This is a genomic window from Streptomyces sp. NPDC001880 (assembly GCF_053594575.1).
In genome coordinates, this window is record NZ_JBSFET010000002.1 from 57,236 (window position 1) to 76,645 (window position 19,410).

14 protein-coding genes are annotated in these 19,410 nt (G+C 71.3%); 11 read left to right on the plus strand and 3 right to left on the minus strand.

Annotated elements, in window-relative coordinates; genetic code table 11:
• Window positions 1-104: 104 nt before the first annotated feature.
• From ACWCQ6_RS01800 to ACWCQ6_RS01825, 6 genes are all read left to right on the plus strand, one after another.
• The gene (locus tag ACWCQ6_RS01800; RefSeq protein WP_451084792.1) at window positions 105-248 is read left to right on the plus strand and encodes a hypothetical protein; all 144 of its coding nucleotides are present in this window, start codon (window positions 105-107) and stop codon (window positions 246-248) included.
• Window positions 249-263: 15 nt separating this feature from the next.
• Window positions 264-980, plus strand: a complete 717-nt coding sequence (locus ACWCQ6_RS01805; protein ID WP_451084793.1) for a JmjC domain-containing protein — start codon at window positions 264-266, stop codon at window positions 978-980.
• Window positions 981-1,408: 428 nt separating this feature from the next.
• Window positions 1,409-2,632: an AAA family ATPase gene (locus tag ACWCQ6_RS01810; RefSeq protein ID WP_451084794.1), complete on the plus strand. Its 1,224-nt coding sequence runs from the start codon at window positions 1,409-1,411 to the stop codon at window positions 2,630-2,632.
• A 41-nt stretch (window positions 2,633-2,673) separates the two neighbouring features.
• Complete coding sequence (locus tag ACWCQ6_RS01815; RefSeq protein ID WP_451084795.1) at window positions 2,674-3,303, plus strand: hypothetical protein; 630 nt, start codon at window positions 2,674-2,676, stop codon at window positions 3,301-3,303.
• A gap of 252 nt (window positions 3,304-3,555) precedes the next feature.
• Window positions 3,556-4,026 (plus strand): cation:proton antiporter regulatory subunit, encoded by a 471-nt coding sequence (locus ACWCQ6_RS01820; RefSeq protein ID WP_451084796.1) that lies wholly within the window; start codon window positions 3,556-3,558, stop codon window positions 4,024-4,026.
• Window positions 4,027-4,028: 2 nt separating this feature from the next.
• Entirely contained in the window at window positions 4,029-5,282 is a 1,254-nt protein-coding gene (locus ACWCQ6_RS01825) for a cation:proton antiporter (protein WP_451084797.1), read from the plus strand.
• A gap of 110 nt (window positions 5,283-5,392) precedes the next feature.
• Here the strand turns inward: ACWCQ6_RS01825 and ACWCQ6_RS01830 are convergent, their stop codons facing one another.
• Both ACWCQ6_RS01830 and ACWCQ6_RS01835 read right to left on the minus strand, forming a co-directional pair.
• Window positions 5,393-6,340 carry a M56 family metallopeptidase gene (locus ACWCQ6_RS01830; RefSeq protein WP_451084798.1) on the minus strand — a complete coding sequence of 316 codons (948 nt, stop codon included), beginning with the start codon at window positions 6,338-6,340 and terminating at the stop codon, window positions 5,393-5,395.
• A 7-nt stretch (window positions 6,341-6,347) separates the two neighbouring features.
• Window positions 6,348-6,893, minus strand: coding sequence for a BlaI/MecI/CopY family transcriptional regulator (locus tag ACWCQ6_RS01835; protein ID WP_451084799.1), 546 nt, complete (start codon window positions 6,891-6,893; stop codon window positions 6,348-6,350).
• Window positions 6,894-7,056: 163 nt separating this feature from the next.
• Between ACWCQ6_RS01835 and ACWCQ6_RS01840 the strand changes: the two genes are divergently transcribed.
• Window positions 7,057-7,512: a tellurite resistance TerB family protein gene (locus ACWCQ6_RS01840; protein WP_451084800.1), complete on the plus strand. Its 456-nt coding sequence runs from the start codon at window positions 7,057-7,059 to the stop codon at window positions 7,510-7,512.
• Window positions 7,513-7,726: 214 nt separating this feature from the next.
• Here ACWCQ6_RS01840 and ACWCQ6_RS01845 read toward each other — a convergent pair whose 3' ends face one another.
• Window positions 7,727-8,797, minus strand: a complete 1,071-nt coding sequence (locus tag ACWCQ6_RS01845; protein ID WP_451084801.1) for a PucR family transcriptional regulator — start codon at window positions 8,795-8,797, stop codon at window positions 7,727-7,729.
• Between the two features lie 262 nt (window positions 8,798-9,059).
• On the opposite strand from ACWCQ6_RS01845, the gene ACWCQ6_RS01850 reads away from it, so the two are divergent.
• From ACWCQ6_RS01850 to ACWCQ6_RS01865, 4 genes are all read left to right on the plus strand, one after another.
• Complete coding sequence (locus ACWCQ6_RS01850; RefSeq protein ID WP_451084802.1) at window positions 9,060-9,737, plus strand: hypothetical protein; 678 nt, start codon at window positions 9,060-9,062, stop codon at window positions 9,735-9,737.
• Between the two features lie 115 nt (window positions 9,738-9,852).
• Window positions 9,853-12,009, plus strand: a complete 2,157-nt coding sequence (locus ACWCQ6_RS01855; protein WP_451084803.1) for a flotillin family protein — start codon at window positions 9,853-9,855, stop codon at window positions 12,007-12,009.
• 321 nt (window positions 12,010-12,330) lie between these two features.
• Window positions 12,331-17,304, plus strand: a complete 4,974-nt coding sequence (locus ACWCQ6_RS01860; RefSeq protein WP_451084804.1) for a DNA repair ATPase — start codon at window positions 12,331-12,333, stop codon at window positions 17,302-17,304.
• 49 nt (window positions 17,305-17,353) lie between these two features.
• A complete protein-coding gene (locus ACWCQ6_RS01865; RefSeq protein ID WP_451084805.1) occupies window positions 17,354-19,345 on the plus strand; it encodes an NAD-binding protein in 1,992 nt (663 codons plus the stop codon).
• Window positions 19,346-19,410: the final 65 nt, after the last annotated feature.

The following is a 19,410-nucleotide window of genomic DNA, read 5'->3' on the forward strand; positions in this document are numbered from 1 at the left end:
GCGCCTCCGAGCGAACTGCCGCCGCCCGGCGGATCAGTTGGAGAGGCCACAACCAGGGCGCGGGCAACCGGCTCGCTTCCGACAACACCGAAGGAGATACAGCCATGCCCGAGCAGAACGTGACCACGAACGGCAGCCAGGAGGACCACGGCCTGCTGGTCGCCCGTCGCCGAATCAGCGCCGCCCGTTCGCGAGCCGAGCAGCCCTCGGACGGCGGTTCCACCGGTCGTTCCGACGGCAACGACTGAGAAGGGCCGTAACTGATGACCACCGATGTACCCACGGTGGTCGCGCACCTGGGCGAGGACTTCCTCGCCCAGGTGTACGGCCGCACCTACCGCCACTTCCCCGGCGAGCCGGGCCGCTTCGGCGGCCTGCTCGGATGGGACGACCTGAACGCCCTGCTCACCCACCACCGGATCGAACCGCCCCGCCTGCGCCTCTCGGTGGACGGCGAGGCGCTACCGCAACACGCCTACTCCGTGCCGGTCACCACGCGTCGCAGCACCGTGTGGCACCGGCTCAAGCCCGCCGAACTGCACCGTCGCCTCGCCGAGGGCGCCACCCTCGTCCTGGACGCGATCGACGAACTGCACCCGGGTATCGGCCGTCTCGCCCAGGAGCTGGAACGACATCTGCGCACCGGAACCCAGGTCAACGCCTACGCCTCTTGGACACCCGAAGAGGGCTTCGGTGTCCACTGGGACGACCACGACGTGCTCGTCCTCCAACTCGATGGCGCCAAACCGGCTACGACGCCGCCCTGCTGCACGCCTACAGCATCGGGGTACCGGAGACCGCAGAACGCGTCCGCAAGGAACTGCCCACCGTTCTCGACAGTGGCGCCGGGCGCTTCGCAGAACTGGTGGTCATCACCGAACTGCTCCAGAGCGCCGAACGCGGGGACAACTCGGAACTCGTTCCCGCGCTGCGGCAGCGGGCCAGTGAGGTCTGGCACCGGATGGCGACCGACGGAATGACCAGCAGCTGACCGCTGGTGGCCTTCCCCGGTCACGCTCCTTGTCGGTCCTTCGCGCCTGCACCGAGGGTGGGGTGCGCCGTCTCCTGGTGGGATCGTCACTCCCGCACCTCTGCCTACCGGTCGGTCTCCGGGGCTTCACGGAGGCGGGTGGCAGTGTCAGCTGCACGGCCTACGCTGCACCATGGGCTGTTTCCTGAAGGATCGCCACTGACATCATCTGCTGCGGAGGCCATGTGTGAAGACAGTCGCAATAGAAGGTTGCTCGGCCTTGTCGCCCGCCGATCAGCACGGTGAGCCACCCCGGATGGCGGGCCGGCAGCGTGGAATTCTGTTCGATCCGCGACACCCCAAGAGCGCATCAGGCTTGACGCGTCAGCTCAGGGCATTTACGTCACCCGGCGATCTGCTACCCGATAGGTTCATCCCATGCCCGGCCGCCTTCTGGAACTACGCGTCGAGAACTTCCGCAGCCTTCGCGACGTGACCATCCCACTCGGACCACTCACTGTCCTGGTGGGCCCCAATGGAGTGGGCAAGTCGAACGTACTCAAAGTGTTCGACTTTCTTGCCGCAATCATCCGGACCGACCTCCAGCCCGCGCTCGACGAACGTGGTGGATTCGACGAGGTGGCCTTCTGGGGTGGAGACAAACCACCGACATCGATGGCGATCCGGCTCAAGGCGGATTGGACGACGCATGCGAGCGCCAAAGCTCCGGACGAGTACTCGCTGACCATTCGCAGGCGTTCCATGCCGGGTAGCCGCTACTCCTACACCCTGTCACGCCAGGAGAGTTTTCAGTTCAAGCGGACACAGGGGAGAGGCCGCCGTATCACGATTTCCGGGGATGAAGCCCGCGTCGTGGACAAGAGGGCCGGCCGCGAGTCCGACGGAGGCAGTTTCGGTATCCAGCGGTTGAGCAGTGGTCTGTCCACCCTGCCCCGGTTGGGGCGTTCGGACGGCGGGGAGGAGGTTACGAGAGTTGCAGACCGCTTGTCATCCTTCAGGGTTTTCGACGTGGACGTTGCCGCTGCTCGGCAGCCGACACGCACTCAATCGATCAGGGCCGGCCGCTTGGAGTCCCATGCGGAGAATCTGGCGGCGTTTCTGATCCACCTCAGTACGGACGAGGCGCGCTGGGAGCATCTGACACGTGATGCCCGCCGTATCCTTCCCCAATTGGATGCCATCGAATTCGAGCAGGTCGGTGGCTATGCGGATCGACTTGCGGTGGTGCTTCATGAACACGGCCTGCGCCGTCCCACTCCGCTCGCTGACGCCTCGTTCGGAACGGTGCGTCTTCTAGGTCTGCTGGCCATGCTCTACGATCCCCAGCCTCCGGCCCTGACGTGCGTCGAGGAGATCGACCACGGTCTGCACCCTCAAGCCCTTGAACTCATTGTGGAGCGGATGAGAGAAGCGTCGGCGCGAACGCAGTTCATCGTGGCGACCCACTCGCCGGCGCTCGTCGATCGATTGGAGCCTCACGAGTTCATCGTGTGCGACCGCGACGAAGACGGTGCGTCCATCATCCCCGCTCTGACAACGGACGAGATCGAGACGATCGTTGCCGAGACAGGCGATCAGCCCCTCGGTGAGCTGTGGTTCTCCGGGGTACTGGGCGGCGATCTGACGGAGGACGAACTGTGAGCCGCAGGCGCATAGCCAAGCCCCTGAGGCGGGGTGTGGTTGTGCTTGCGGGCGAGAGTGCGAACGATCGCCGCATACTGGCCGCGTTCATCAGGGCCGCCCATCCCGACCTTGCGGCTACCGTCACTCTCACCGAGATCACCGACCCGGTGCGGCTGCGAAAGAAGTCCGGTGCCGACCTGGCGACGGCAGCGGGCACCTTGGTGAGCAAGGCGCGTGGCAAAGCCCGGCTGAAGGCCGGCGAGTTCGTGGGGATCGCTGTCCACGAAGACATGGATGCTTGCCCTGGGCCCGCCTACGACACTGCACGGAAGGCTGTATCGGCTGCGCTGGCCAAAGCGACGGGTGACTCCTCCTCCGTCTACGCGCTTGCTGCAGCAGAGTCCGAAGCATGGCTCCTCCTCTTTCCGGATGCGTTTACGCTCTACCGATCCTCGTGGAAAATCCCGGCGACATGGCAGGGGAAGGACAGCGGGCGTCGGCAGACTCCGAAAGAGGATCTCGAAGGCCTTCTGACCAGCCCACGCTTCAGGGAGAGCGATGGGCCCGAGGTCGTATCCGCAGCTTTGACACAGGGACTGCTTGCGGAGCCCAAAGGGTCGAATCGTTCCTACCAAGAGTTCATTACGGACATCTCCGGCTGGAAAATTCCCCATATGCCGAGTCGTTGATCCGTGCTCGGGTGACCTGCTTCGGGCCGGCCGGCCCGGACATGCTTGCGCCCGGTGATGGTCCGGAGAACGAGCAAGGCCCTGGTCGGCGACCAGGGCCTTTGTCATGGACCGGGTGACGAGAATCGGATTCGCGCTCCGCGCCCGGCAGCCCCGCACCCCGCAGGCGGCGGGACCCTCCGGATAGGGTAATAAGCGGATAAAGAGATCACCAAGAGCGTCAAGAGCCACCGAACCTCTCGGGAGGAAGCCATGGGAACCCACCGCACCACGCTGCCCGGAGTCGGTGTGCAGTACGACTACACGACCGAGTCGGGCCAGCACATCTCCGTCGTCGTCCACCACGACGGACGCCGGTTCATCGGCTTCTACGACCAGGACGACCCTGATTCGTGCCGACTCTCGGTACCCCTGACACCGCAGGAGGCCACCGGTCTCGCGCACCTCATCGACGCGGCACCCATCGACGCCGTACGCACCGAGGGCATCGACCTGGTCACCGAGCACATCCCGCTCGGGACCCGCTCCCCGTACGGCGGACGGCTGCTCGGGGACACCAAGGCCCGGACCCGGACGGGGGCCTCGATCGTGGCGGTGCTGCGGACGCACAGTGCGCATCCGTCACCGGAGCCGGACTTCCGGCTCGCCATCGGGGACACGCTCGTAGTCGTCGGAACACGGGAGGGCGTCGACGCGCTCTCCGAGATCATCGCGGAGGGCTGACCGTGCACGACACGACCGCACTGCTGGTGGAGCTCGGCTCCGTCATTCTGGGGCTCGGACTCATCGGACGGTTCGCCGGCCGCATCGGGCTCTCGCCGATCCCGCTCTACCTGCTGGCCGGACTCGCCTTCGGCGAGGGCGGGCTGCTGCCGCTGGGCGCCAGTGAGGAATTCACCGCCGTCGGCGCCGAGATCGGCGTCATCCTGCTGCTGCTCCTGCTCGGCCTGGAGTACAGCGCCTCGGAGCTGGTGACCAGCCTCAAGACGCAGTACCCGTCCGGAGCCGTGGACTTCGTGCTCAACGCGACCCCGGGTGCGGTGGCCGGGCTGCTGCTCGGCTGGGGGCCCACGGGGGCGGTCGCGCTGGCCGGGGTCACCTGGATCTCGTCGTCCGGGGTCATCGCCAAGGTGCTCACCGACCTCGGGCGGCTCGGCAACCGGGAGACGCCCGTCATCCTCGGCGTGCTCGTCATCGAGGACCTGTCGATGGCCATCTATCTGCCGCTGCTCACCGCGATGCTCGCGGGAGTGGGCCTCGCCGGGGCCAGCATGGCCCTGCTCATCGCGCTCGGCACCGTCGGGTTCGTGCTCTATCTGGCGCTGCGGCACGGCCGGCTGATCAGCCGGGCGGTGTCCTCCGACAATCCGGAGATGCTGCTGCTGGTCGTCCTCGGGCTGACCGTCCTGGTGGCCGGTGTGGCCCAGCAGCTGCAGGTCTCCGCCGCCGTCGGCGCGTTCCTGGTCGGGATCGCGCTCTCGGGCGAGGTCGCCGAGGGGGCTCGCAAGCTGCTGACACCGCTGCGGGACCTGTTCGCCGCCGTCTTCTTCGTGTTCTTCGGGCTCTCCACCAACCCGGCCGAGATCCCGCCGGTGCTGCTCCCCGCGGCGCTGCTGGCGATCGTCACCGTCTTCACCAAGATCGCCACCGGCTGGTACGCGGCCCGGCGGGCCGGAATCGGTTCGCGCGGGCGGTGGCGAGCCGGCGGAACGCTCGTCGCCCGTGGCGAGTTCTCCATCGTCATCGCCGGTCTGGCCGTGGCGACCGAGCCCCGGATCGGGCCCATCGCCACCGCCTACGTCCTCATCCTCGTCATCGTCGGACCGCTCACCGCCCGCTGGACCGAGCCGGTCGTGGCCAAAATCCAGGCATGGCGCGGCCGCGACGGCAGCGGCAAGGGCGGCGGCGAGATCGCCGCGGCGCGTCCGGCGCCCGCCGCATCCGCCGTCCAGGAGGAGTTCGCCTCCTCCACCGACTGAGGCCGGGCCGAGGCCGGGGGCAGCAGCCGCACCGGCGGAACCGGGCCGAAGCCGGGCCGAAGCCGACCGTGCGGGCCCGGCGGACGGTCGTCCGCCGAAGCCCGCACGGCTCACAGCGGGGTAGCCGCTTGCAGGATCCCCACCAGTGTCACGGTCGCGTTGAGCGACGACAGCGCCGAGGCCGCCGTGCCCACCGCCGCGATCAGCGCCGCGAGGGCGACATGGGCGGAGGACGGCGGCCACAGCCGCACCGGCGGAACCGGGGCGAGCAGCGCGGCGACCCGGCGCGGCACGGGGCCCGCCGGGGCGGCGAAGGCGGCGAAGCCGGCCGAGACGTCCGGGGCGCGGTGCGCGTACAACGCCGCCTTGCCGACCGCGACCGCCACCACCCGCCGGTCGCCGACCGCGCACGCGGCCTCCTCGTCCGCCCACCGCTCGGTGCTGAACGACACCGCGGTACGCAGCGGCAGCAGGAACGGGTTGGCGCGTGCCGCGAGCTGGGCGGCCAGCAGATAGCGGTGGTGCCGGGCGGCCAGATGGGCCCGCTCATGGGCGATCAGGGCCCGCCGCTCACGGGCGTCCAGGCACTGGGTCATCGCGGTCGAGACGACGACCCGACCCGGCCTCCCGGGCAGCGCGTAGGCGTACGGCTCCGGGTCCGGGAGCACCGCGACGTCGCCCGAGACGGCGGAGGGCGCGGCGGCCAGCGCACGGCCCGCACCGATACGCAGCCGCACATGGCGGTACACCGTCCACCCGCACGCCCCGATGACCGCCGCCAGTGCCCCGATCGCGACGATGCCCGCCTTCACCTCGTACGGCACCGCCGCCCGCACCTGAGGGTCCGACCAGCTGTCCGGCAGCGGGTTGCCCGGCAGCTGGGCGGTGCCCACCACCATCAGCAGCCCCAGGCAGAGCGTGCTGCACAGGGCGAGCAGCACGCCGACGACGGCGAGCAGCCGGGTCGCGCTGCGGGGGTGCAGATGCTGTTCGGCCAGGCGCGCGATCGGCAGCGCGGTCAGCGGCAGCACGAGCGGCAGGCAGACGAAGACACCCATGGGCGGGCTACAGGCTTTCCGTGTCACGGGGGTCGTCCGGATTCTCCGGGGCGTCCGCCCGCGCCAGCAGGGCGCGCAGCCGCTCCTCGTCACCGGGTGAGAGGGCCGAGATGAAGCGGGCGAGCACGGCGTCCCGGTCCCGTTCGCCGTCCAGCACGCGGCGCATCCGCAGGGCCGCGAGACCGGCCTCGTCGGCGGAGGTCCAGGTGTAGGAGCGGCCCTCGCGGGAGCGGGTCACGGCCTTCTTCGCGTAGAGGCGGGAGAGGATCGTGATGACGGTGGTGTACGCGAGGTCGCCTTCGAGGTGCTCCTGGACCCAGCCGGCCGTCACGGGGCCGTTCGCCGAGCGCAGCACGGCGAGCACCTGGGCCTCCAGTTCGCCCTGCCCGCGCCTGCGCAGCCGCCCACCTTGGGGACGTGCGGCGCCGGGGCCTCCGGCTGCGACCGCGTCGAGGCCGGAGAGCTGTTCCGCGGCGGCGGGCACTCCGTCGCGCGGTGGTTCGTTGTCCAGGTGGTGGTTGTCCGGGTGGTGGCCGGGCCTGGCCGAGTCCATCGGGGGTCCGCCCTTCTGCGATGCCGCGTCGGCCGCGGCGTCGCAGCATCCTACTGACCGCCGTTTCCGGGACACAGCGGGCGCTCCTGCTGCTAACTTCTACACGTCTGTAGAGTTGGACCTCAATCCGGCAACGCACCGCAACGCAACGTATGGAGACGTCATGGCACTGTGGGATCGGATCAAGGAATCCGCCTCGTCGATGCAGTCGCAGCTGGAAGCGAAGAAGAACGACCTGAAGAGCGGGGCGTTCCGCGACGCGAGCATGGCCATGTGCGCCCTCGTCGCCGCGGCCGACGGTTCCATCGACCCGTCCGAGCGCCAGCGCGTCGCCTCACTGATCGCCACCAACGATGTCCTGCAGAACTTCCCGGCGGACGATCTGCAGCGCCGCTTCAACGACTACGTGAACAAGCTCACGGCCGACTTCGCCTTCGGCAAGGTCAGCGTGCTCCAGGAGATTGGCAAGGCGAAGAAGAAGCCGACGGAGGCGCGTGCCGTCATCCAGATCGGCATCGTCATCGGCGGCGCCGACGGCGACTTCGACAAGACGGAGCAGGCCGTCGTGCGCGAGGCGTGCTTCGCCCTCGATCTCCCGCCGCACGAGTTCGACCTGTAGAGCCCGAAAGACCGCGGGGCCTTTCGCCCTGCCCCCGGACCGCCCCCGGTCCGGCCCCGAACCGCCGGAAGAAGCGCGGACCGACTGACCACCGGTCGGCGCCCGGCGGGCCGGGGATGCGCGACTCCCCCCTGCGCGTCCCCGGCCACTCCTTCACGGACCCCGCGTCCACGGCACCCGTCGGCGGACGCGGGGTCCTGTGGTGCCCGCCCCGTCACAGCTCCTTGGCCGGCCAGTCCAGCAGCCGGGCGCCGATGACCGCCGTCTGCAGGGTGTAACGGTGCATCGGATCCGACGGATCGGCGCCGGTCAGCTGGTGGATCCGCTCCAGCCGGTAGGTCAGCGCCCGCACGCTCAGCGACAGCCGCCGGGCCGTCTCGGCGGCCACACAACCCGCGTCGAAGTAGACGGTGAGCGTCTGCAGCAGCGGCTCGGCACCTCCGCGGGCCTGCTGGAGCGGACCCAGCTGGCTGCGCACCAGATCGGCCATCGCCTGCCGGTCGCGGGTCAGCACCGGATAGACCAGCAGATCGGCGGCGTACAGCACCGGATCGTCCAGATCCATCCGCTCCGCCAGGTCCAGCGCGTCCAGCGCCTCGTCGTAGGAGTGGACCACGCCGCCGGGCCCTTGGTGCGGGCGGCCCACCGCGACGCGGCCGCCGTCCGTCGCCGCGTGCGACTGCTTGGCGAAGTACCGCAGCACGTCGGGCTGGCTGCCCGGGGCGATGCAGACCAGCCGCCCGTCCTTCGTCGTCAGCAGGATCTTCCGGCCGCTGAAACGGGCGAGCAGCGCCGCCTCGACCGTGCGCGGCACGGCGTCGGTCTCCGTGTACGCCTCCGGGCCCGTCGCCACCGCGACCGCGTGGGCGCGGGAGAGCCGCAGCCCGAAGCGGGTGGCCCGCTCGGCGAGCCGGCCCAGATCGCTGCGCCCGTACAGCAGGTCGTCGATGAACTCCCGGCGCGCCGCCTCCTCGCGGCGCACGGTCATCCGCTGGGCCCGCTCGAAGCCCTCCGCGAAGGCGTCGACGGCCTGCTCGACCGCGGCCAGCACCGATTCCGTGGCCGCGCCGTCGGCAAGGGTGCCGAGCGGCCAGTCGGCGCGGGTCGCCGCGAGATGACGGACGACCAGGGCGCGCAGCTGGAACCCGGCCTCGGCGGCCTCGCGGCCGAGCCGACGGCGCTCCTCCAGCTCGTCCCGGGTGAGCCGACGGCCGGTGGCGGCCACATCCGTGAGGATGCGGGCATAGTCACCCAGAAGTTCATCGGGTATCTCCGGCTCCGGCACGCTTTCTCCTCCAGTCCTGACGGGACCTTGACACTCACACAACGCATACCGGTTGGTGCCGGTGCCCGGCATCAAGGAAGGGCAAAGATTGCCGGATTCCGGCAGTGCGATGCGGTGCCCCCGAATGACACGATCCGGTCAGCACCAACCGGGGGAAACACGGGGGACACGGGGGACGACCCGGCTGCTGCGGCGCCGCTCCATGCGGCGCCGCAGCACCTGGGCCACCGTCGGCCGCCCGGCATGACAAGGGGGTGGACGGATGCAGGAGTTCCTGAGCGCGGCGACCGCCTTTCCCGCCGTTCTGTTCGGCGCCGCACTGTCCGTCGTCGTCTTCTTCTGGCTCCTCGTGCTGGCCGGTGCGGCCGACCACCACTCCTTCGACGGCGACATCGACACCGACCTTGCCGGGATCGGCGGGGTGCCGGTCACCGTCTCGGTGTCCGTGATGGTCGTCGTCGGCTGGTTCGCGAGCCTCACCGGTACGGTCCTGCTGCACCGCAGCCACGTCACCGGCCTCACCCGGGCCGCGCTCGCCTGCGCCGTGCTCGCCGGGGCGCTGCTGCTCGGCCTGGCCGTGCTGCGGATGCTGGTGCGTTGCTTCCGCCGGAGCTTCCCGGACGGACCTCCGCCATCGCGGCAGGACTTCCTGGGCCGCGTCTGCACGATCCGTACCGGCTCCGTCAGCTCCGACTTCGGCCAGGCCGAGGTCACGGCGGACGACGGCTCCACCGCGATCGTCCAGGTCAGGCTGCTCGCCCCGGCGGACGGTACGGCCCTCGCCGCGGGCAGTGCGGGACTCCTCTACGCATACGACGACGAGGGCGAGTTCTTCTGGGTCTCGCCGTACGACAAGGCGCTGGACCCGGGTCCGCCCACGCCCCGACCACGCACGGCGCCGCGCACTGCCGCGCGCCGCGCCCCGCGCCGCACCGGCTGACCACCCACGCCGCTCCGGCGCCCGGACGACTACAACCGGCCGACCCGCTGCCGGGACCGCCGCGCGCCCCCACATTCCCTTTCACCATCTTCCTCACCAGCCGTCAAGGACTGTCATGGATGCCATCACCCTGGGCTTCGGTGTGCTCGTAGCCGTTGTCCTGCTCATCGCCGTCGCCCTGCTCCTCGTGATCAGCCGGCTCTTCCGCAAGGTCGAGCAGGGCAAGGCGCTGATCATCTCCAAGACCAAGAAGGTCGACGTCACCTTCACCGGTGCCGTCGTCCTGCCGGTGCTGCACAAGGCCGAGACCATGGACATCTCGGTGAAGACCATCGAGATCCGCCGCACCGGGCGCGAGGGTCTGATCTGCCAGGACAACATCCGCGCCGACATCCACATCAACTTCTTCGTGCGGGTCAACAAGACCGTCGAGGACGTCATCAAGGTCGCCCAGTCCATCGGTACGGAGCGGGCCAGCGACAAGGTGGCGATCCAGGAGTTCTTCGGCGCGAAGTTCGCCGAGGCGCTCAAGACGGTCGGCAAGCAGCTGGACTTCGTCGATCTCTACACCAAGCGCGAGGAGTTCCGGGACCGGATCATCCGGGTCATCGGCACGGACCTGAACGGCTACCACCTCGACGACGCCGCGATCGACTTCCTCGAGCAGACGCCGATGACGCAGCTCGACGGCGCCAACATCCTCGACGCACAGGGCATCCGCAAGATCACCGAGCTGACGGCGATCGAGCACGTACGCACCAACGAGTTCCAGCGCAGCGAGCAGAAGGAAATCACCCGGCAGGACGTCGACGCCCGCGAGACCATCCTGGAGCTGGAGCGCCGGCAGGCCGAGGCCGAGATCAAGCAGCGCCGCGAGGTCGAGACGCTGCGCGCCCGCGAGGAGGCCGCCACCGCCAAGGTCCAGGAGGAGGAACGACTGGGCGCCCAGGCCGCGTTCATCCGCACCGAGGAGCAGCTCGGCATCCAGCGCGAGAACCAGGCCCGGGAGATCGCCGTCGCGCAGAAGAACCGCGAGCGTGTCATCGCCGTGGAGAACGAGCGCATCGAGAAGGACCGGCTGATCGAGGTCATCGGGCGCGAGCGGCAGACCGAGCTCGACCGCATCGCCGCCACGAAGGAGGTCGAGGCCGAGCGCCGCGAGGTCGCCGATGTGATCCGGGAGCGGATCGCGGTGGACCGTACGGTCGCCGAGCAGGAGGAGTCCATCAAGACGCTGCGGGCCGTCGAGGAGTCGGAGCGCACCCGCAGGTCGGTCATCATCGCCGCCGAGGCGGAGGCCCAGGAGAAGCTGGTCAAGGACATCAAGGCCGCCGAGGCCGCGGAGGCCGCCGCCACCCACCTGGCCGCCGAGCAGCTGACGCTCGCCGAGGCCCGGCTCAAGACCGCGGACCTGGACGCCCAGGCGAAGCTGCGGCTGGCCGAGGGCGTCCAGGCGGAGTCCGCGGCGCCCGGTCTTGCTCAGGTCCAGGTGCAGGACGCGGAGGCCGACGTCATCGAGAAGAAGGGTCTCGCCGAGGCCGAGGCCGCGTCCGCCCGGCTCAGGGCCGAGGCGGAGGGGGCCAGGCTCAAGGCGCTGGCCACGGCCGAGGGCACGCAGGCCCAGGCGACGGCCGACGCGGCGATGATCGGCGAGAAGCTGAAGGCCGAGGCGGCGGGCCTGACCGAGAAGGCGGCCGCGATGGCGGCGCTGGACGACGCCTCACGCGGGCACGAGGAGTACCGGCTGCGGCTCGCCGCGGAGAAGGAAATCCGGCTGGCCGGCCTCGATGTGCAGCGCCAGGTGGCCGAGGCACAGGCGACGGTGCTGGCCACGGGCCTGGAGAACGCCGACATCGACATCGTCGGCGGGGAGTCGGTCTTCTTCGACCGGCTGGTCTCGTCCATCTCGATGGGCAAGAGCTTCGACGGCTTCGTGGAGAACTCGCGGACGGCGAAGGCCCTCGCGGGTCCGTGGCTGAACGGCACCTCGTCGTTCACCGACGACCTGACCCGGGTGCTCGGCTCGGTGTCCACCGGCGATGTGCAGAACCTGACGGTGTCCGCGCTGCTGATGCGGATGATGAAGGCGCCGGGAGCCGGGATCTCCTCGGGACAGATCCAGCAGCTGCTGGCCGCCGCGAAGGAGCTGGGGCTCGCGGACCAGCCGGTCTCCGTACTGACCGGGCGGGACGCCTCCGCGGTGCCGGAGACGGCGGACGCCTGCGCCGTACCCGTATCGCGGAACGGGTCGGCGCCCCTCGCCCAGGACTGAGAGCCCGTCGGGTGACTTCTGACCGGGCGGACGCGCCCTGGCACGCACGCACCGGACCGCGTCCGTTCTCCGGTCGAAGGTCACCCGACAGGCTCCGAGCCGGCCGCCCCGCCCGCAACACCTGCCCGTAACACCCAGTGCCGCGGCAGACGACGTTCACCCCGTCGCGACGCCCGGCACGCACTCTCGCCGCACCGGACGAGAGCCCGAGTACGTCCAGTACGAGGGCTTCCGGCCGGCACGCCGGGAGCACGCACCGGAACGCCGCTCCTTGGCGGGCAAACGTTGCCTGCCGCGGCACCAGCAGGGAGAGCCGTAGGTATGGACACCGACACCACGACCGCAGCGCCCACCGGCGGCCCCGTGGACGCGGGTACGTACGACGTGCTGCGCCGCCGGCTCGGCGACCGCGCCGCCGAGCTCGCACGCCGCGCCGAGGAGCTCAACGCGCGGCGCACCGAGGAGTTCGGCTCGACCGGGCTCCGGCTCACCGGCACCGAGCAGATCCGCACCGGGCACGCGGCCGTGCCCCGCGATCTGGCGGCCGTCGGCGGGCGGCTGCTGTTCGGCTTCGAGCGGGGTCCGGGGGCGGCGGACCCGGCCGAGGTCTCCGACGTACTCGCGCTGTACGGGCCGGAGTTGGGCTCACCCGCAGCGGACGGGCTGCTGGCCGACGAGGACTTCGTGCGCGAGTTCACGGCCCTGCACCGCTACTACCGCGACGCCCGGCTGCTGCGGCTGCGCCGGGTGGACGGAAAGCTGCTCGCCGTCTTCCGTACCGGCGAGAGCGCGGACGGCATCCGGGCGCTGCGCTGGGCGTCGGCCGCGGACGGTGCGCCGGGCGCGTTCCTCGACGCGCGCGGCGACCGCGACCATGTCTTCCCGCCCTCGCACGACTTCTCCTGGACCGCCGCCGGACGCGAGTCGCACGTGCTCGGCCGCCACCCGCACATCGCGGTGGGCGGGGAGAGCCCGGATGCCGCCGCGCTCTTCGTCGACACGCTCGGCGGCACCCTCACCGTCAAGACGGTCAACGACACCGACACCCCCGACGGGATCTACGAGGAGCCGGTCGCCGAACCCCTGCAGTCGCTCGCCGACGCAGAGGTCGAGCACGCCACGACCGGGCCGCTGGTCCTGCTGCGCGTGCGCCCGTACAACGAGGAGTCCTGGCGGTACCTGGTCTTCAACACGCTGCTCGGCACCGTACTGCGCCTGGACGGCATCGGGCCGGCCTGCCACCGGCTCCCGGAGGACCAGGGGATCATCTTCCCCGGCGGCTACTACCTCACCACCGGCACCGCCAAGACCTTCGACATCGCGGAACCGCTCACCGACCCGGTCTTCGAGGGCGCCGTCCGCTCCCCGAACGGCGAGGACGTCCTGTACGTCTTCCGCTCCCCCGACGACGGCCGTGAACTGCTGCTGCCCTACAACCTGATCCGGCAGGAGGTAGCCACCCCGCTCCAGGGCCGCGGCCACGCCCTGCTCGACGACGGCACGCTCGTCCTGCTGCGCACCACCGCCACCGGCGACGAACCGGCCCGCGTCCACCCCGTGCAGCGCTGGCACACCCCGTACGTCTCCGACACCTACGCGGCCTCACGCCCCGCCGGGACGGGTCCGCTGGCCCGGGTCGGCAACGCCGATCTGGTGCGCGGGATCTCCGACTGCCTGGCGCTGGCGCACAGTGCCGCCGAGACCACCCCGACCGCCGCCGTGTACGCGCAGCTGGTCACGGACTGCACCCGCGCCTTTGACCGCTACCACTGGCTCACCGACGCCGATCTCGGCGCGCTCGCAGACCCGTTGGCGGAGCTGAAGGCCACCGCCCAGCAGGTGCTGACCGAATTCGAGACGGTACGGGAGCTGACCCGGCAGGCCGCCGAAGCGCTCGACCGAGCGGCCGAACGGATCACCACGACGGTCCGCCGCATCCGCGGCGAGGCCCCGCGCTCGGCCGCCGCCTGGGTGGAACGGCTCACCGAACTCCGCCGCGCTCACGGCCACTTGGCGACGCTCGCGGAGATGCGGTACGCGGACACCGAGCGGATCGCCGAACTCTCCGCCGCCACGGCCGCCGACCTCGAATCGGCCGCGCAGCGCGCCGTCGCCTTCCTCGGCCGGGACGACGCCTTCACCGGCTACCACGAGGACATCGCACGGCTCACCGCCGAGGCGTCATCCATCGCCACCGTCGCGGACGCGGCGGCGCTCGGCGAGCGGCTGAACGGGATGACGGAGGGCCTGAGCACCGTCACGGACGTCGTCACCGGCCTCGACATCGGGGACACCACGGTCCGCACGTCGATCCTGGAGCGGATCGCCGAGGTCCTCGGCGGAGTCAACCGAGCCCGCGCCACGCTCGAAGCCCGCCGCCGCGAACTCCTCGACCACGAGGGCCGAGCGGAGTTCGCCGCCGAGTTCGCCCTGCTCGGGCAGGCCGTCACGGGGGCGATCGCCGCCTCGGACACGCCGGACGCCTGTGACGAGCAACTGGCCCGCCTGCTGCTCCAGTTGGAGAACCTTGAGTCGCGGTTCGCGGAGTTCGACGACTTCCTGGCCGAGCTGGCCGAGCGCCGTACGGAGGTGTACGAGGCGTTCTCGGCCCGCAAGCAGACCCTGCAGGACGCCCGTGCCCGGCGCGCCGAGCGGCTGGCGGATTCGGCGGCCCGGGTCCTGGAGACCGTCTCCCGGCGGCTGTCCGCCCTGCCCGACCTGGACGCCGTCCACACCTACTTCTCCTCCGACCCGATGGTCGCCAAGATCCGCCACACCGCCGAGGAGCTGCGCGGACTCGGCGATCCGGTGCGTGCCGAGGAGCTCGACGGGCAGTTGCTCGCCGCCCGCCAGGAGGCCGGGCGGGCGCTGCGCGACCGCAGTGAGCTGTACGCGGACGGCGGTGCCACGATCCGGCTGGGCCGGCACCGGTTCGCGGTGAACACCCAGCCCTTCGATCTGACGCTCGTCCCGCACGGGGACCGGTTGGCGTTCGCCCTCACCGGCACGGACTACCGCGCCCCGGTCACCGACCCGGAGTTCGAGGCGACCCGCCCGTACTGGGAGCAGACCCTCCCCTCCGAGTCCCCGCGGGTCTACCGCGGCGAGCACCTGGCCGCCCGGCTCCTCGACGAGCGGGGCGCGGACACCCTCGCCGCCCTGGATCCGGCCGAACTCGACGCTCTGGTCCGGGAGTCGGCCGCCGCCGCGTACGACGAGGGCTATCAGCGCGGCGTCCACGACGAGGACGCCGCCGCGATCCTCGCCGCCCTGCTGCGGCTGCACTCCGGGGCCGGGCTGCTGCGCTTTCCGCCCGCGGTGCGGGCGGCGGCCCAGCTCTTCTGGGCATACGGCACGGACGAGGCCCGCCGCACCTCATGGACCCGGCGGGCTCTCTCGCTGGCCCGCGCCCGGGAGACCTTCGGCCTCGCCCCGGCCGTCGAGGCCCTCCAGGAGGAGTGGGCGGCCGTCATCCCGGGCGAGGCGCCGTCCGCCGTCGCCGAGTATCTCTTCGAGGAGCTGACGAGCGGCCCGGCCGGCTTCGTCACCAGCGCCGCCGCCCGCACCTTCCTGGACAAGTTCCGCCGCGCGACGGGCACTTCGGCGTACGACGAGGATCTCGCCGCACTCGGCGACGGCCTGCCGGCCCGCCGCCAGCTCGTCGAGGGCTGGCTCGCCTCGTACGCCGCCGCGAGCGGCACCGCGATCGACGCGGGGGATCTCGCGGAGGCGGTCGCCGTGGAGCTGTGCCCGGAGCCCGTGCTCGACCGGTACGACTGCGAGGCCCCGCTGACCGCGCGGGTGGACGGACTGCTCGGCACGCATCCACGCATCGACCGGGGCGTGCTGACCGTCCGGCTCGACGAACTCCTCGCCCGTACCGCCGAGTTCCACGTCGTGGCCGTCCCCGGCTTCCGCGCCTACCAGCGTCGGCGGACGGCCCTGGTGAACGCCGAGCGGGCCCGGCTGCGGCTGGACGACCACCGGCCGCGCGTCATGTCGGCGTTCGTCCGCAACCGGCTGCTGGACGAGGTGTACCTGCCGCTGATCGGCGACAGCCTCGCCAAGCAGATCGGCACCGCCGACGCCGGCCGGCGCACCGACTCGCAGGGCCTGCTGCTGCTCGTGTCGCCGCCCGGCTACGGCAAGACGACACTGATGGAATACGTCGCCGACCGGCTCGGCATGGTCCTGGTCAAGGTCAGCGGACCGAACCTCGGCCACGACGTGACCTCGCTCGACCCGGCCCAGGCCCGCACCGCGACCGCCCGCCAGGAGATCGAGAAGATCAACTTCGCCCTGGAGTCCGGCAACAACACCCTCCTCTACCTCGACGACATCCAGCACACATCGCCCGAACTGCTCCAGAAGTTCATCCCGCTCTGCGACGCCACCCGCCGCATCGAGGGCGTGCGCAACGGCGAGCCGCTCAGCCACGACCTGCGGGGCAAGCGGTTCGCGGTGTGCATGGCGGGCAATCCGTACACGGAGTCGGGCGAGCGGTTCCGGATCCCCGACATGCTCGCCAACCGGGCCGACGTCTGGAACCTCGGCGAGGTGCTGAGCGGCCGCGAGGACGTCTTCGCGCTGAGCTTCGTCGAGAACGCGCTGACCGCCAACCCGGTGCTGGCCCCGCTCGCCGGCCGCTCCCGCGAGGACCTCGTCCGCTTCGTACGGCTCGCCTCCGCCGATGCCCCGGCGTCCGGCGCGGACCGGCTGGAGCACCCGTACACACCCGCCGAGGTGGACCGGATCGTCGCGGTCCTGCGCCATCTGCTGACCGCCCGGGACACGGTGCTCGCCGTGAACGCCGCGTACATCGCCTCGGCGGCGCAGACGGACGCGACGCGCACCGAGCCGCCGTTCCGGCTCCAGGGCTCGTACCGCAACATGAACAAGATCGCCGAACGGATCGTGCCGGTGATGAACGACACGGAGCTGTCCGCCGTCGTCGACGACCACTACGCGGGCGAGGCCCAGACGCTGACGTCCGGCGCGGAGTCGAACCTGCTGAAGCTCGCCGCGCTGCGCGGCCGGCTCACCCCCGAGCAGTCCGCGCGCTGGTCCGCGATCACCGCCTCCTACGTCCGCACGCAGGCTCTCGGCGGCCCGGACGGCGACCCCATGACCCGGGCCGTCGCCGCGCTGGGGCTGCTCGCGGACCGGATCGCGGCGGTGGAGTCGGCGATCGTACAGGTCGCGGACCCGCGCCATCCGCTCACCAACCCGAAGGCCCGGCACGCGGCACCCCCGCTCCCCGAGCTGCCGGCCGCCGAACCGGCAGAAGATCGCTGACCGCACACTCGCAGAAGAACCGCACGCTCACGGAGAAGAGGAACAAGGCATGCTGGGTCACGTGCCCTCACTTCCCCAGCAGCCCCAACGTTCCCCGTTCAGCGGCCACATGGTCGTCTGCGGCGACGACGCACTGGCCCGGCGGCTCGCCGTCGAACTGCGCTATGTGTACGGGGAGCGGGTAACTCTCGTACTGCCGCCCGGCCGTGACGCCCGCCGCCCCGAACTCCCGCTGACCGGGCGCGGTCTGGCGGCGGCACTGTTCGGACGCATGTCCTCGGCGATGAACCGCAACGGCGGAGGCGGCGGGGGCGGCGCCGACGCGCTCGGCGACGACACCAACGCCGGCGTCGAGGCGGTCCGCATCATGGAGGCGTCGGAGCCGTCCGACGACGCCTTCGAGGAGGCGGGCGTCGAGTCGGCCGCGGCGCTGGCGCTGGTCTACGAGGACGACGAGAGCAACATCCGCGCCGCACTGACCGCCCGCCGCATCAACCCCCGCCTCCGGCTGGTCATCCGGCTCTACAACCGCAAGCTGGGCCAGCACCTGGAAACCTTGCTCGACCAGGCCGCCGCGGTCGCCACCCCCGGCCTGGACCGGGCCGCGCTGGACGCCTCCACCACCGTGCTCTCCGACGCCGACACCGCGGCTCCCGCCCTCGCGGCGACCGCCCTCACCGGCTCCAGCAAGGTCATCCAGGCGGAGGGCCTGCTGCTGCGCGCCGCCGAACGCACCCCGCCCGGGGGCGGTCAGATCGCCGACCCCGGCCTGTGCACCCTCGCGCTGCTCTCCTCCACCACCCATGACCCGGCGGGCACCGAGGGCTCCGACAGCAGCGGCGACGAGGGCCCCCGGCTGCTGCCCGACGAGCGGCAGGTGGCGGCGGCGACGGGGCGCGGCACGATCGTCCTGGAAGCGGTCAGCCAGGCCGGCCCGTCCGGCCCGCCGCCCCGGATGGGCGGCCGGGGCGCACCGCTCGGCCAGGTCTTCTCGCGGCGGCTGCGCTGGTCGGCGCTGGGCGTCGGCCTGGCCGTCGTGGCCCTCGCCGTCGCCTCCACGCTCACCACCGGCGTCGATCCGCTGCGCGCCGCGTATCTCACCCTGCTCGACCTGCTCGCGATGGGTGACCCGGCGACCGGCGAACCGACGGCCCGCCAGATCATCCAACTCCTCTCCGGTGTAGCCGGGTTGCTGCTCCTTCCGCTCCTCGTCGCAGGCGTCCTGGAGGCCTTCGGCTCGCTGCGCACCGCGTCCTCGCTGCGCCGCCCGCCCCGCGGCCTGTCCGGTCATGTGGTGCTGCTCGGCCTCGGCAAGATCGGTACGCGGGTCCTGGTCCGGCTGCGCGAACTCGGCATACCGGTGGTGTGCGTGGAGAACGACCCGGACGCGCGCGGCATCCCGGTGGCCCGCCGACTGCACGTACCGGTGGTCCTCGGCGATGTCACGCAGGAGGGCGTCCTGGAGGCGGCGAAGATCCAGCGCTCCCGTGCCCTCCTCGCCCTGACCAGCATCGACACCACCAACTTGGAGGCGGCCCTCTACGCCCGCTCGGTCAAGCCGGACCTGCGGGTGGCGCTGCGCCTGTTCGACGACGAGTTCGCCACCGCCGTCTACCGCACCCTGCGCTCCGCCCACCCGAACGCCGTGACCCGCTCCCGTTCCGTCTCCCATCTGGCCGCCCCCGCCTTCGCGGTCGCCATGATGGGCCGGCAGATCCTGGGCGCGATCCCGGTCGAACGGAAGGTGATGCTCTTCGCGGCGGTCGAGGTGGCGGGCCATCCGCAGTTGGAAGGCCGCACGGTGGAGCAGGCGTTCCGGGCGGGCGCCTGGCGGGTCCTCGCCCTGGACGCCACCCCGCCCGGCGACCGCCGCCCGGATCTGGCCTTCCCCGACTCGGCCACCCCGGACCGCCCGTCGGGTCTGGTCTGGGACTTGGACCCGGGATACGTGCTGCGCCCGGAGGACCGTGTGGTGATCGCCGCGACCCGCCGGGGCCTGGCCGAACTGCTGCGCAGGCGACGGATCATGGCACCGAGGTGACACACGGCCGCGGTGGTGCGCGGAGCGCCGGCGATGCGGCAGCGCCACCACCCCCAGTCCCTCGA